The organism is Agromyces indicus (assembly GCF_031432295.1).
Taxonomy (GTDB): Bacteria; Actinomycetota; Actinomycetes; order Actinomycetales; family Microbacteriaceae; genus Agromyces; species Agromyces indicus.
Genome location: NZ_JAVKGS010000001.1, coordinates 1,010,084 through 1,023,833, shown reverse-complemented (window position 1 = coordinate 1,023,833; position 13,750 = coordinate 1,010,084). Strand labels below are relative to the sequence as shown.

General features: G+C 67.9%; 12 protein-coding genes. 7 read left to right on the top strand and 5 right to left on the bottom strand.

Features of this window, described 5'->3' with window-relative positions:
• The first annotated feature begins 191 nt into the window (after positions 1–191).
• A complete protein-coding gene (locus tag RH861_RS04910) occupies positions 192–593 on the top strand; it encodes a DUF1801 domain-containing protein (RefSeq protein ID WP_310520020.1) in 402 nt (133 codons plus the stop codon).
• Positions 594–646: 53 nt separating this feature from the next.
• A complete protein-coding gene (locus RH861_RS04905; protein ID WP_310520019.1) occupies positions 647–1,669 on the top strand; it encodes an alpha/beta fold hydrolase in 1,023 nt (340 codons plus the stop codon).
• Between the two features lie 116 nt (positions 1,670–1,785).
• Here RH861_RS04905 and RH861_RS04900 read toward each other — a convergent pair whose 3' ends face one another.
• Positions 1,786–4,425: an ATP-dependent Clp protease ATP-binding subunit gene (locus tag RH861_RS04900; RefSeq protein ID WP_310520018.1), complete on the bottom strand. Its 2,640-nt coding sequence runs from the start codon at positions 4,423–4,425 to the stop codon at positions 1,786–1,788.
• A 1,111-nt stretch (positions 4,426–5,536) separates the two neighbouring features.
• Here RH861_RS04900 and RH861_RS04895 point away from each other — a divergent pair.
• Both RH861_RS04895 and RH861_RS04890 read left to right on the top strand, forming a co-directional pair.
• Entirely contained in the window at positions 5,537–7,018 is a 1,482-nt protein-coding gene (locus RH861_RS04895) for a hypothetical protein (RefSeq protein WP_310520017.1), read from the top strand.
• Positions 7,019–7,307: 289 nt separating this feature from the next.
• Positions 7,308–7,835 (top strand): PadR family transcriptional regulator, encoded by a 528-nt coding sequence (locus RH861_RS04890; protein WP_374760958.1) that lies wholly within the window; start codon positions 7,308–7,310, stop codon positions 7,833–7,835.
• 123 nt (positions 7,836–7,958) lie between these two features.
• Here the strand turns inward: RH861_RS04890 and RH861_RS04885 are convergent, their stop codons facing one another.
• Positions 7,959–8,537 carry an ATP-binding cassette domain-containing protein gene (locus tag RH861_RS04885; protein ID WP_310520016.1) on the bottom strand — a complete coding sequence of 193 codons (579 nt, stop codon included), beginning with the start codon at positions 8,535–8,537 and terminating at the stop codon, positions 7,959–7,961.
• A 48-nt stretch (positions 8,538–8,585) separates the two neighbouring features.
• Between RH861_RS04885 and RH861_RS04880 the strand changes: the two genes are divergently transcribed.
• Positions 8,586–9,179 carry a hypothetical protein gene (locus tag RH861_RS04880; RefSeq protein ID WP_310520015.1) on the top strand — a complete coding sequence of 198 codons (594 nt, stop codon included), beginning with the start codon at positions 8,586–8,588 and terminating at the stop codon, positions 9,177–9,179.
• A gap of 72 nt (positions 9,180–9,251) precedes the next feature.
• On the opposite strand, the gene RH861_RS04875 is transcribed toward RH861_RS04880, so the two are convergent.
• Positions 9,252–9,470, bottom strand: a complete 219-nt coding sequence (locus RH861_RS04875; protein WP_310520014.1) for a hypothetical protein — start codon at positions 9,468–9,470, stop codon at positions 9,252–9,254.
• A gap of 310 nt (positions 9,471–9,780) precedes the next feature.
• Here RH861_RS04875 and RH861_RS04870 point away from each other — a divergent pair, with 310 nt between their 5' ends.
• Together RH861_RS04870 and RH861_RS04865 are read left to right on the top strand one after the other, a co-directional pair.
• A complete protein-coding gene (locus RH861_RS04870) occupies positions 9,781–10,689 on the top strand; it encodes an alpha/beta fold hydrolase (RefSeq protein WP_310520013.1) in 909 nt (302 codons plus the stop codon).
• 110 nt (positions 10,690–10,799) lie between these two features.
• A complete protein-coding gene (locus tag RH861_RS04865; protein WP_310520012.1) occupies positions 10,800–11,354 on the top strand; it encodes a TetR/AcrR family transcriptional regulator in 555 nt (184 codons plus the stop codon).
• Between the two features lie 64 nt (positions 11,355–11,418).
• Here the strand turns inward: RH861_RS04865 and RH861_RS04860 are convergent, their stop codons facing one another.
• Both RH861_RS04860 and RH861_RS04855 read right to left on the bottom strand, forming a co-directional pair.
• Positions 11,419–12,843, bottom strand: a complete 1,425-nt coding sequence (locus RH861_RS04860; RefSeq protein WP_310520011.1) for an APC family permease — start codon at positions 12,841–12,843, stop codon at positions 11,419–11,421.
• Positions 12,843–13,706, bottom strand: coding sequence for a carbon-nitrogen hydrolase family protein (locus RH861_RS04855; RefSeq protein WP_310520010.1), 864 nt, complete (start codon positions 13,704–13,706; stop codon positions 12,843–12,845). Before RH861_RS04855 ends, RH861_RS04860 begins: the two co-directional genes overlap by 1 nt.
• Positions 13,707–13,750 lie beyond the last annotated feature (44 nt).

The window sequence follows — 13,750 nt, the reverse complement described above, 5'->3', positions numbered from 1 at the left end:
CGGTCATCCGACGACAGTGGCGGATGCGACACCCCGGGCGACGGCTGGGATCCACCCTGCGGCCCCGCGGGTCAGCCCTCGGTGGACCTGCCCGACTGAGATCCCACGGGCCCGATCCCTGGACCCGGGGGCGCAGTACGCTGTGGGGGTCGAGCACGATGCGAGGACCCATGTCGACGAAGCAGCCCGCGATGTCACCGTCGGACCAGCCGGTGGCCGAGGTGCTCAACCGCGCCACCGGTCCGCGTCGTGCCGAGGCCGATGAGCTGCTCGCGATGTTCGGCGAGGTCAGCGGTGAGCCACCTGTCATCTGGGCGGGTCGCATCATCGGGTTCGGCGAGTACCGGTACCGGTACGAGAGCGGGCGCACGGGGCTGAGTCCCCGGCTCGCGTTCGCACCGGGTTCGACGAAGCACACGATCTACCTCCCCGAGCACTTCGCGGAGCGCTGGCCCGACCTGCTGTCGCGGCTGGGCCCGCACGACGCGAGCAAGGTCTGCCTGTACCTCAAGCGACTCACGGGCGTCGATCGCGGCGTGCTGCGCGAGCTGCTGGAGCGCACGCTCGCCGACACGCCGTCGACGACGTCATGAGCATCCGGCGCCCCCGGCGCGGCCGGCGCGTCCGTAACTCCCGGACGGCGCTGATGATCGTCGGCGGCAGCCTCGTCGCCGGCCTCGCCGCCCTCGCCGCGTGGATCCGGTTCGGCGGCCCGCGGCTTCCGGTCGACACCGACGCCGTGATCGACCGCGTCGCGGCCAGCGATCTCGCGGGCGTGATGACGGGCACCACCGGTGAAACGGATGCCAGTGGCATCCGTCTCTGGTTCGAGTCGATACCGCCCGCGGGGCCGGAACGCGGCACGGTGCTGCTCCTCATCTCGCTCGGGGCCGATGGGCTCCTCTGGCCGCCCGCGTTCCTCCGCGCGCTGACCGGCGCGGGCTATCGCGTCATCCGGTTCGACCAGCGCGGCACCGGCGCGTCGGACTGGTTGCCCGGGTGGAGTCCCGAGCACCCGTACACGCTCGTCGACCTGGCGCGTGACGCGGTGGCCGTCCTCGACGCAACCGGCACCGAGCGTGCGCACCTGGTCGGGCTGTCGTTCGGCGGGATGGTGGCCCAGGAGGTGGCGATCGTCGCGCCCGACCGGGTCGCGTCGCTCACGTTGATGTCGACTTCACCCGATCCGACGGATCCGACGCTGCCCGAACCGCGGGTGGGGCGGCTGGCGCTCCTCGCCATCCGGAACCTGCCGCTGCTGAAGTACCGGCTCCGCGGCGGCGACCGCGCGCTCGTCAAGGAGCGCATCGCGAAGATGATCAACGCGTTCGGTCCGGACGGCGTCGACGTCGAGGAGAACGCCGCGCTGGTCCTGTACGACCTCCGCCACCGCAACGGACTGAATGTCCGGGCGTTCCGCCAGCATCAGGCGGCGGTCGCCGCGACCCGGTCTCGGGCGGCGGCCCTCGGCACGATCACGGTGCCGACGCTGGTGGTGCACGGCACCGACGACGACTTCATCCCGTTCGAGCACGCGCGGCGGCTCGCCGCGTCGATTCCGGATGCCGCGCACCTCTGGCTCGGCGGCGTCGGCCACGTCTTCCCGTATCCGCCGTGGGCCGACGTCGAGGGCGCGATCCTCGCGCATCTCGACGCGGCGGCACGCTAGCGCGCCCGCCCGCCCGCAGCCGTGGGCGCCGGTGCGCCGCTCTCGTGCAGAAACGGTGCCTTCCGCGGGAGGCGGAGGCACCGTTTCTGCGCGATTGCGCCGGTGAGTCGGGTGGGTCAGGCGGCGTCGGGCAGCGCCACCGTCGCGTTGGGCACGGATGCCACGACGAACTCGCCGTCGGCGGTATCCACCCGTACCGCCTCGCCGTCGCCGAGGGCGCCGGTGACGAAGAGGTCGGCGATGCGGTCGTCGATCTCGCGCTGGATCAGGCGACGCAGCGGACGGGCACCGTACTCGGGCTCGTAGCCGCGCTCCGCCAGGAGCGCCACCGCGGCATCCGTCACCTCGAACGCGATCTCGCGCGCGGCCAGCCGCGCCGACGTCGCACCCAGCATGAGGCGCACGATCTGCGCGATCTCGGCATCGGTGAGCTTCTGGAACAGCACGATCTCGTCGATGCGGTTCAGGAACTCCGGCCGCATGGCCTCGCGCACCTTGCCCATCACGCGAGCACGCACGTCATCCGAAGACGAGAACCCCGAGCTATCCGCCGACGCCACGAACCCGAGCGCACCCGACCGCGACGCGAGGAACTCCGACCCGAGGTTCGAGGTCATGATGACCACCGTGTTGCGGAAGTCGACCGTGCGACCCTGGCCGTCGGTGAGGCGTCCGTCGTCGAGCACCTGCAGCAGCAGGTTGAATACGTCGGGGTGCGCCTTCTCGATCTCGTCGAACAGCACGATCGAGTACGGGTTGCGCCGCACGCGCTCGGTGAGCTGTCCGGCCTCGTCGTAACCGACATAGCCGGGAGGGGCGCCGACGAGCCGCGACACGGTGTGCCGCTCGCCGAACTCGCTCATGTCGAAGCGGATGATCGCACCCTCGTCGTCGAACAGCGACGACGCCAGCGCCCGCGCCAGCTCGGTCTTGCCGACGCCGGTCGGTCCGAGGAACAGGAACGAGCCCACCGGCCGCTTCGCGTCGCCCATGCCGGTGCGGTTGCGGCGCACCGAGCGGGAGACGGCGGTGACCGCGTCATCCTGCCCGATGACCCGGGCGTGCAGCTCGCCCTCGAGGTTCGCGAGGCGCTCACGCTCGCCCTCGGTAACCCGATTGACCGGGATGCCGGTGGCCCGCGAGATCACGGCGGCGATCTGCGGCTCGTCGATGACGGTGCTGGTCGCGGTCGCGACATCCGACGAACCGGATGCCACGGCACGGCCCTGCGCGGCGGCCTTCTCCGTCGCCTCGTCCAGCCGCCCCTGCACCTTCTCGATCTCGTCGCGGATGCGCGACGCCTCCTCGTAGTGCTCGGCGCGGACGGCCGCGTTCTTGTCGGCCTCCAGGTCGGCGAGGCGGGCGATGAGCCCCGAGACATCCACCTTCACGCCCAGCTTGAGGCGCAGGCGCGCGCCGGCCTGGTCGATGAGGTCGATGGCCTTGTCGGGCAGCACGCGGTCGGTGAGGTACCGCGCGGAGAGCTCTACGGCGGCGCGGAGGGCGTCGTCGGTGTAGGTGACGCCGTGGTGCTCCTCGTACGCGGGGCGCAGACCCTGCAGGATCAGCACGGAGTCCTCGATCGAGGGCTCCCCCACGCGAACTGGCTGGAACCGGCGCTCGAGCGCGGGGTCCTTCTCGACGGTGCGGTACTCCTTGAGCGTGGTCGCACCCACGAGGTGCAGCTCGCCGCGGGCGAGGCGGGGCTTCAGGATGTTGCCCGCGTCCATGCCGCCCTCACCGGCACCGCCGGCGCCGACGACCGTGTGCACCTCGTCGATGAACACGATCAGCTCGCCCTTGTGGGCGGCGATCTCCTCCATCGTCTTGGTGAGGCGCTCCTCGAAGTCGCCGCGGTAGCGGGTGCCGGCGAGCATGCCGGGCAGGTCGAGCGCGACGACCCGCTTGCCGAGCAGCGCCTCGGGCACGTTCTCCTCGACGATCGCGCGGGCCAGGCCCTCGACGATCGCGGTCTTGCCGACGCCGGCCTCGCCGATCAGCACGGGGTTGTTCTTCGTGCGGCGGCTGAGGATCTCGATGGTCTGCTCGATCTCGTCGGCGCGCCCGATCACGGGGTCGAGCTCGCCGTTCATGGCGCGCTCGGTGAGGTCCATGGCGAACTTGTCGAGCATGGGGGTGCTCGACTCCCCCTCCGTCGGTCGAGTAGGCGCGCCAGCGCCGTATCGAGACCCAGTTTCGTCCGCGTCAGACTCCACGTGCTCCCCCAGTCCCGCTGCCAGCGCGTCAGCAGTCACGCCAGCCCGAGCCAGCACCTGCCCAGCCGGGGCGTCCTGCCCCAACACGAGCGCGAAGAACACGTGCTCGGGGTCGATGTACGTCGACCCGCTCGAGCGTGCGACCTGGTACGCGTGGAACAGCGCGCGGCTCGCACTCGGCGTGATCACCGCCGCGTTCGCCCTCTCCTGCTGGTCGAGCTTGTCGAGACCTGCGGATGCCGCGGGCAGCCGCGCCTCGGTCGCCGTGATGATGCGCTCGGGGCTCGCGCCGACGCGCGTGATCGCCTGCGCGACGGACTCGTCCTCGACGATGACGCGCAGGATGTGCAGCGCGTCGAGCTCGGTCTGCCCGCGCTCGAGCGCGAAGCGTCCGGCGCGCTGCAGGATGCTCTGGGTGCGCGAGGTCAGGAACCGGCTGAGGTCGATCGACCGCGCCTGCCTGGCCTGCTCACCCGCGAGGTAGCGGGCGAGGAACTCGTCGAACGAGCTCGCGCCGGCCTCGTTGAAGTCGTCTGGCACCTAGGTCCTCCTGGGAACTTGAGTTGGGTACGCTCAAGTTCAACAGGACGGGAGGGAACTTATTCCGCGCCCGGGCAACTCGCTAGGTCCGCCCGCCGACTCTCGGGCGCCGCCTCCAGTCATGGCACATAGCGTCTGAGCGTCTCAGCTTGTAGGCATCGCTGAGTCGAAGACCCTCGCAGCTTTCCTCCCTCGGAGGACACGCGGGTGTCTGCCGCTTCCTCGATCGGACACCGACCAAACGATGACGCGACGAGTACGGAGCCACGGAAGCAACGGCCGTTGCCAGCTCACGTCGAGGACTAATCCCGAGGGCCGCTTGAGCGGAATGCGCGTCTCTCGCTCGCCCTTCGGGCCAGCGAAGACCACATTCTCCGGATCGAAGATCTCGAAGTAGTAGCTTGCGCCCGGGACGAGCTCGAGATGCCATGGACTCGAGAGATCGCCGGACCGTGCCGCACCAACATCGTCGAGGATTCCGATGCCGTAATAGAGATTGCGCGCTGGCCTGGAGCCGCCGACATGCGTCACGTAGACCTGCGCAGAATCGGCTCCTCGCGCCGTCGCCGTGACAGACACCCGGGGTCGAGTCAGCCAGGAGGACATGGCTCCGGAAATGGCGAGCAGCGCTGCCACGATCGTCAGTAGGTCCGCGGCCTGCCCGATCGAACTCCATGCCTGCATTAACTACCTCCTCGGTATGCGGCCTCGGCCCCAGTCGAGCCGGGCGAGCACAATGCCGCCACGCAGATCCGGAGGTGCGAGAAGCTACGCAATTGCGTTTCTCGTGGTGTTTACGACGCCCGAGGCAAAGCGACCCCCTCTCCTCCGGCGTTCGAGAGCATCTTGTCGCACTCGACGCGATGCCTGCGCCTGACATGCCGGCCACCGAGGGCAGAGACAGATGGACCAGAAGGCAATCCAAGGCGGGCGAAGCTTGTGAGCGACCGAACCCCTGCGATGATGATCGAGGCGGTTGGCTTTCTCCCCCTCTTCGCGAAAAGTCAGCGACCTCATTTCAGGAGAGCTTCGCTCGATCGGCCGCATCTGAATCACGACTCCGCCTGAGTCATTGCATGTGGGTCGCCGTTTTCGTCGTACGCTGCCGTTCATGACGCCTCGCGACCCGCACCCCGAGCCCGAGCCCGAGCCCGAGCCCGAGCCCGAGCCCGACGATCCCGGGAGCCCAACCGAACCGAGCTCCGCTGGGTCGCAGTCTGGCAGCTCGGACACCACCGACAGCGAGCCAGAAGATGTGCCTAACGGGGAGGTGGATCTTGAGGCGACCGAGAGGGAACTGACACCGGATGAAGTGCTCTGGTACCGCCTGAAGCGGAGCATCAGTCTACTTGCGGGTCGGCAGAGTGAGATTCTTCGGCTTGGCCGCTACGTCCACGAACGCGAAGCCGAGATCGACGATGCGAAGAAGCGTGCAAAAGAGCTCATCGAGCAGCGCCTCCACGAAGACGTAGATGAGACGGCGGTCGAACAGCTCGTGACCCTCTTCCGGTCCGTGACCGAGTCTGACCTTGGTGACACATCTCTATCAGAAGAGGAACGGCGCGAAGCCTTCCGGGACGCTCTTGTCGAGGTGTCGGAGGCTTTACCCGACGGTGCGATGGGTACGTACCTCGACAGCGTCTCGAAGGCAATGGGCGCCCCCGCAGGAGTGGGAATGCTTCTCTCTTCTCTTCTCGTCTCGCTCGTAGGTGAGCTGGAAATGATGGTCGGTCACGCCGCACGCGCACTATACGAACGCCGGCCGAGCATGCTCGACGATAGTGAACGTAAATTCACCTGGTCCGAGGTCTCCGCATTCGATGATCTCGACGAATTCCGTGACCACGTGGTGGATAAGGCGGTGGACGACCTCCTGCGTGGCTCACTGTTGGATTGGCTGGACTACTTCGAAAAGAAGTTTCAACTGAAGCTTCCAACGTCGGTGAGGTCGTTCGCCTCAATCGAGGTCGTACAGCGGCGTCATGCAATAGTGCACAACGCAGGCACGGCGTCAGCCCAGTACCTCGAGAAGCTCAAGGGCTACAAGCACGATGTGAATCTCAATGATCGATTGCCAGTCTCTTACGAGTACCTCGCACGTGCCGCGGACGAGCTGTTCCTCATCGGCTTTGGTATCGCCGTTGCCGCTGGACTCAAACAGTGCAGCGAGGACGATGTCATCCAGTCCATCGAGTCTGAGATTGGCAACCGTTGCTTCTACCTGCTCCATGAAGGGCGGCTGGAACTCATCGAGAAGATCGTCGAGAGCACCAACCTCGAGCGCATGAAGTCCGATCGGACGAAGTTCGTCGTCCAAGTGAATGGCTGGCTCGCCCTAAAGTCGTTGGGGCGATTCGAGCAGTGCAGAGCAACCATCGAGGATCTGGATGTGAGCAGTCGCAGCCGCGACTTTGCCCTCGCTCGATTGGCGCTGCTGGACCAGGTCCCGGAGGCCCACGCGCTGGCGAAGAAGATGCTGGCTGACGGCGAGCTCTCGCCCGAGTTCTGGCTCACGTGGCCCCTCCTGAAGGAGGTCCGCGCCTATGACGCGACACTCGACGACCCTGTTGACGATTCGAGCGGTGCTGAGTAGCCTCGCATCAGGCGCGAAAGGATAACGCTATGTGCAACCCAGACCTGTAGCATCTACCCACTTGGCCCCCCTCCACTGTCAGTGGAGGGGGGTTTCTCATGCCGGGTGATCGCGAAGAGCGAGCTTCCTCGTTCTCCCCAGATCGCGGGCCCCCAGCACACGCAGTCGGTCGCGCGATCGAAGCACGCATGACTGGCGCTCGCCGACTACTCAAGACCAGGGCCCGTCACAGGGAGGTCATCATGAGCGATTCGTACATTGGCAGCGGCTTCGGCAGCGGCTCGAGCAACTGGGGCAAGGGCGGCCCCGGCCAGGTCCTCTAGGAGGCCATGGCGCAGCTTCGCGGCAATGTTCGAGCAGAAGGTCGCGCCGCGCATGGGCAAGGCCCGACGTCCGCGCGGCGGTGCTCGCGCTACTCGCCGAGAAGCCGATGCACGGGTACCAGATCATCAACGAGATCGCCGAGCGCAGCGGCGGCGCGTGGAAGCCGAGCGCGGGCTCGGTGTACCCGACGTTGCAGCTGCCCGCCGACGAGGGACTCATCAGCGCCGAGGAATCGAGCGGACGCAAGACGTACACGTTGACCGAGATGGGACGGGCCGAGGCCGCGACATCCGCTGACCGCCCTGCACCCTGGCCGACTCTGAGCGGCAGCCGCAGTCACGACACCGGTGCCGCCGGCACGATCGCAAAGGCCGGCTTCGAACTCGCTCAGCGGGTGGCGCAGGTCGGGCACACGGGCACTCCAGAACAGGTCGAGAAGGCGGTCGAGGTGCTCGACGACGCGCGTCGTTGTCTCTACTCGATCCTCGCCTAGGACTGACTGAGTGCCCTCAACACGTCGGCATCCGGCAGGCGGGATGCCCGATGTGGGGAACACGCGCGCGCGATGCCGGCGGATCCTGCAGTTCGCCGCGCGGTTCATGGGCTGACGCGCCCATCAGAGCGCCCCGGTCGCCGCCGTCTCACGCACCCTCGGCCCGCCGTCGAACACGAGCGGCCGGTCGGCGAGCTTGTCGACGAAGAACCGGTCGTGCGAGACCACGATCACCGCGCCCGGGAAATGGGTGAGCGCCCGCTCCATCACCTGGGTCGAGGTGATGTCGAGATGGTTGGTGGGCTCGTCGAGCACGATCATCGCCACCCCGGAGAGCAGGCACTGGGCGATCGCGACGCGGGCGCGCTGGCCGCCGGAGAGGGTGCCCATCTTCTGCTGCAGGTCGGCCCCCGAGAACTGCAGCATCGACAGGAACCGGTTCACGCTCTTCTTCGTCGCCGTGAACGCCAGCGAATCCGGGTAGGCGTTCACCGCGTGGCCGACGGTGTCGTCCAGATCCAGTTCGCCGTAGACCCGGTTGTACGAGACGAACCTGACGCCCTTCGCCCAACGGACGGTCCCGGCATCCGCTTCGGTCTCACCGGTCAGCACGTCCAGCAGCGTCGACTTGCCCGACCCGTTCGAGCCGAGCACCGCGACCCGGTCGCCGCGCTGCAGGTCGAACGAGAGCCCCTCGAACACTTGTCGAGCTTGGCGACCACTGAGAACCACCCGGATATAGTTCACACCGTGCAGTGGTGTGCGGTCTCAGTCGGTTGGTTATGCATCACACCCACGGATGAGTTCCCATTCTGGGAGGCCATGAGTTCGGCGCTTGTTACAGCTCTGGTCACGGGATTGACGATCTGGTTCAGCGTTTCAGAATCGAGGCGAGCGACGCAGAAGGCTTTGGAGGCCGACCAGCGGGCGCGCGATGAGGAAGAGGCGCGGCGCGCGCGGGCCCGACGTTCTGACGACGCCCTTGCTGCCGTTGACGCGATCGTAAGCCGTCTGTGGTGGGGCGCAATCGGACGAAGTGAGACCGAACCAAGCATTGCTCGTGAGCCCGGCGAAGTCTGGTACTTCGGCATCGCACGGCTTCTGTCGTCCGAATCAGAGGGTGCATCGACTATAGCGCGTTGGATCGAAAGCGAGTTCAGACTGCTCTATTCGGGCGACATGTACGACGGCAGCCAACCAGATGACCTGAGGGCTCGGCGACTTGCTGCGCCCGAGAGCCTGAACGAAGTCGTGACGACGTGGGCGCGCGATGGTGCGCTAACACCTTCGATTGAAGAGCGGCTGCGCGCGAACCTCGAGCGGATCGCCTCGCTCAGCCTCTAGCTCAGGTTCGGGTCGGCAGGGCTCCGTCCGGACCGGCTCGTCAGCGTCAAGGAATCGAACGGAAGTAGAGGACTAATCGCTCAGGGAGATGGGCAGGCCAAGGCCGCGACATCCGCTGCCGCCCCCGTTGCGTGGGCGCCGGCAAGCCGCGCCGGAGAGCAGGCACTGGGCGATCGCGACGCGGGCGTGGTGGCCGCCGGAGAGGGTGCCGATCTTCCGCTGCAGGTCGGCCTCCGAGAACTGCAGCATCGACAGGAACCGGTTCACGTTCTTCTTCGTCGCCGTGCACACCAGCGAAGCCGCGTAGGCGTCGACCGCGTGGCCGAAGCGTCGTCGAGAGATCCAGTTCGGCGTAGACCGGGTTGCGCGAGACGAACCTGACGCCCTTGGCACAACGCACGGTCCCGGCATCCGCTTCGGTCTCACCGTTCAGCACGTCGAGCAGCGTCGCGTTGCCCGACCAGCTCGAACCGCGCACCGTGACCGCTCGCCGCGCTACAGGTTTAACAAAGCGGCCCGCAACTCTGAACAGCGAGTCTGGCGAGCGCGCGCCATCCGCGGTACTATAAACGTAGTAAACCGCACCGACGAAGGAGTCGTCATGCGTGCACCTGAACCTCACCGTCACTCGATCGCCTCACCGGCTGATCTCGCACCGCCGCTGCCCGCGGCATCCGGGTTCGATCACCTCATCGTCGAGACTCCGGGCCTGCGCACCCACGTCGCCATCGTCGGCGACGGTGAACCCGTCGTCATGCTCCACGGCTTCCCGCTGCATTGGTGGCAGTGGCATCAGGTCGCGCCGCTGATCGCCGAGCAGGGCTACCGCGTGATCTGTCCAGACCTTCGCGGTGCCGGCTGGACCGAAGCCGACGACCCCGGCATCGAGCGCGAGACGCGACTGCACGACCTGCTCGCGCTCTTCGAGACGCTCGGCGTCGAACGTGCGCACGTCGTCAGTCACGACATGGGTGCGATCACCGGGATGCAGCTCGCCTACGCCCACCCCGAACGCGTGGGGAGGGCGGTTCAGCTCTCGGTGCCGCCCGGATTCATCTCGTTCAGCCCCAGGCTCGTCGCCGCCTTCCGGCACATGCCGAAGCTGCTGTGGCATCGCCCCGGGAGCTCGCTACGCGGCGTGTGGGCCGATCAGTACAACGCAAGAGGGACGCCGGAGTCGGAGATCGACGCCCACCTCGCGCCCATGCAGCGCCCCGCCATCGACCAGGCGGTCCGCACGCTCTACCGAGGCATGGTGATCCCCGAGTCGATGCGGCTGAGCCGTGGCGTGTACAAGCGGATGCGACTGACCGTCCCGACGCTCTTCGCCTTCGGGCGGGTCGACACCAGGTTCGACGAGGAGCTCATCCGCCGCCTCTGCGCGAACCCCGAGCGGTTCGCCGACGACGTCGAGTTCGCGTTCATCGACGACGGGGGCAAGCTGCTCCCCGCCGAGGCACCTGACGCGGTCGCGAACCTCACGCTCGACTGGATCCGGCGAGCCGACTGAGCCCGGCCCGCCGACCCCGACCCGGTCTGCGAATGCCACGGCGAGCGGATGCCACGGCGCCATGCGTGCGCGTGCGAAACTCGTCGACGTACGCGAGGTGAGAGGCGCCGATGGCTGCAGCAACCAGGGAGCGAGCCCTCGAGGCGGCGGTCGAGGTTCTCGGCACCGACGGCGTGCGGGCACTCAGCCATGCGCGCGTCGATCAACGGGCCGGGCTGCCCGCAGGGTCGACCTCGAACTGGTTCCGCACCCGGCGGGCACTGCTGGCCGGCATCATCGACTGGATGGCCGAACTCGAGCGCGCCGACTTCACGCCCGAGTTGCTCGAGCAGCCGACACCCGACTCGATCGCTGAGGGGCTCTGTGCCGTGCTGCTCGTGCAGACCGGCCCGGCCGCGACCCGCACCCGCGCGCGCTACGCGCTCTTCGTCGAACTCGCCGCCGACCCCGAACTCCTCGAACCGCTGCGCCGGCAGCGCCGCGAGTTCGAGGAGTGGACCGACCGGCTCGTGGCCGCGGCCGGCATCCCCGACCCCGTGCCGGCGGCGCGCGCGCTCATGGCCCTCGGCGACGGGCTGGCCCTGCACCGACTCACGGTCGACCCCGAACTCGACGTGCGCCCTGCGGTCGAGCGCGCCGTGCTCGCGCTCGCGGCGACGGGCTGAGCCGAGCAGCGAACAGCACCGGCCGGATGCCGGCTGCCGCGACATCCGACCGGCCGATGCTCACTCAGGGTGCGGTCTTCACGCCCTCCGGCAGATCGACCGCCTCGTCGGCGAGCTCTTGGTCGAGCGACGGCACCGGCCGCCGGAACCAGCGGGTCGCGAAGGCCAGGACGACCACTCCGAGCGCCAGCCACGCGCCGCCGAGCACGAACGCGATGTCGTGTAACTGCGAGAAAAGGAACAGGTCGACGGCGACACCGACCGCCGGCACCAGGCTGAGCAGCGAGGAGGCGACGGAGCTCCGACGGTCGCGCGTGCGCCAGATCCACACGAGGAACGACAGGTTGACGAGTGCGAAGGCGAGGAACGCGCCGAAGTTGATGAGCGCGGTCGCCTGCGCGATGTCGAGCAGCATGCCGATGAGGCCGATGCCGGCGATGATCAGGATGTTCACCCACGGCACCCTGAACATGTTCAGCCGCCCGAACACGGTGCGGGGCAGCACGCCGTCGCGTCCGATGACGAACAGCAGACGGCTCGACGTCGCCTGGATGGCGAGGCCCGAGCCGAACGCGGCGATGACGGCGATCAGGTTGTTGATGTTCGCGAACGTCTCGCCGCCGGCGATGACCTGCAGGGTGTACCCGGCGATGTCGGGGTTGTCGAAGTCGCCGCCCGGGTGCATGCGCTGCATGAGGAACGACATGAGCACGAAGATGCCGCCGCCGATGAGGACCACGAGCAGGATGGCGCGCGGGATGTTCCGACGGGCATCGCGGGCCTCCTCGCTCAGCGTGCTGACGGCGTCGAAGCCGAGGAACGAGTAGGCGGCCACCGCAGCGGCGGCGCCGATGGCGAGCACCGACGTGTCGCCGTTCCAGAACGCCTCGCCGGGCTCGACCGCCGGGGCGGAACCGCTCACCAGGTACCCGACGATGACGACGGCCGTGACCGCGACCGAGCCGAGCGCGACGATCGTGAACCACTTGTTCACGCGGTCGGCCAGGGTGATGCCGAGCAGGTTGATGATCGTGGTCGGCACGATGTTGATCAGCACCCATCCCCAGAGCGGGATGCCCGGGAACTGCGCGTTCAGGTAGATCGACTGGATGAGCCACGCCACCATCGGCAGGAACAGGTAGTCGAGGAGGATCACCCATCCGGCGAAGAAGCCGAGATGCCGTCCGAGGATCTTCCCGACGTAGCTGTAGGACGAACCCGCGGTCGGGTAGTTGCGAGCCAGCACCGCGTACGAGACGGCCGTGAGACCCATCGCGATCGTCGCAACCAGGTAGGCCGTCGGCGCGACGCCGCCGCTCTCGGCGGAGACGACGCCGAACGTCGAGGTGACGATCCCCGGCGCCATGTAGGCGAGCCCGAAGAAGATGAGGCCGGCGAGACCGAGGCGCGGCAGGAGGCGGCGCGCAGACGGGTGCGCCGCCCCGGATGCGGGTGGCGCCGAGGCGGATGAGGTGGACGGTGCGGACATCAGCTGTTCTCCTTCGAACGGGGGTGCCAGGTCGACGGCTCGATGCGGCCGCCGTAGAGGGGAAGCGGGATCGGGGCGTCGTCGCCCCGGAACTGCGACCAGGGGCGCGAGACCCCGGCCGTGCCGAGCGCCCGGGTCTGCGCGGTGGCGGCGAAGTCGACGACCGCGGTCAGGATCTCCTCGGACGCGTCGGGCGAGCTCGCCCGCACCGAGCCGTTCGGATCGACGACGAGGGAACGGCCGCGCCCGGTCGGGGCGGCGGCGTTGACCGACGCGATCCAGACCTGGTTCATGATCGCGTTGCCGCGAACGATCGCGAGTTCCTGTTCCCGATCGGATGTCGCGGTCTGCACGAGGTTGAGCACGAGGTCGGCGCCGAGCCACGCGAGGTGCCTCGTGTGCTCGGGGAACCAGATGTCATAGCAGATCGAGATGCCGACCCGGCCGTAGCCGGGCATCTCGAAGACCTCGAACCGGTCGCCGGGCACGGTCTGCTCGAGCGGTCGCCAGGGGAACATCTTGCGGTAGGTGGCGACCCGCTCCCCCGACGGCGAGAAGACGAGCGCCGTGTTGTGGATGGCACCGTCGTCGCCGCGTTCGTAGATCGAGCCCGGCACGAGCCACACGCCGAGTTCCCGGGCGAGCGCGGCCAGCTCGGCGACGGCGACGTCATCGATCGCGCGGGCACCCGACTCGGGGTTGTGATGGGTCGACACCGGCTCGAGGTGGAACTCGGGCAGCACCCAGAGTGCAGCGGATGGCACGCGGTGCACCAGTTCGCGCATACGGGCGCCGAACGCGGCCACATCGAACCGTTCTTCGGCGGCCGCCTGCACGAGCGCCACGATGAGGCTCTGCGTCATCACAGTGATCCATTCGTTCAACAAACTTTGAAGAAAGAATGCAC

Coding starts and splice junctions, on each gene's coding strand:
- RH861_RS04910 (WP_310520020.1), top strand. CDS start 192: ATGTCACCGTCGGACCAGCCGGTGGCCGAGGTGCTCAACCGCGCCACC.
- RH861_RS04905 (WP_310520019.1), top strand. CDS start 647: ATGATCGTCGGCGGCAGCCTCGTCGCCGGCCTCGCCGCCCTCGCCGCG.
- RH861_RS04895 (WP_310520017.1), top strand. CDS start 5,537: ATGACGCCTCGCGACCCGCACCCCGAGCCCGAGCCCGAGCCCGAGCCC.
- RH861_RS04870 (WP_310520013.1), top strand. CDS start 9,781: ATGCGTGCACCTGAACCTCACCGTCACTCGATCGCCTCACCGGCTGAT.
- RH861_RS04865 (WP_310520012.1), top strand. CDS start 10,800: ATGGCTGCAGCAACCAGGGAGCGAGCCCTCGAGGCGGCGGTCGAGGTT.
- RH861_RS04860 (WP_310520011.1), bottom strand. CDS start 12,843: ATGTCCGCACCGTCCACCTCATCCGCCTCGGCGCCACCCGCATCCGGG.
- RH861_RS04855 (WP_310520010.1), bottom strand. CDS start 13,706: ATGACGCAGAGCCTCATCGTGGCGCTCGTGCAGGCGGCCGCCGAAGAA.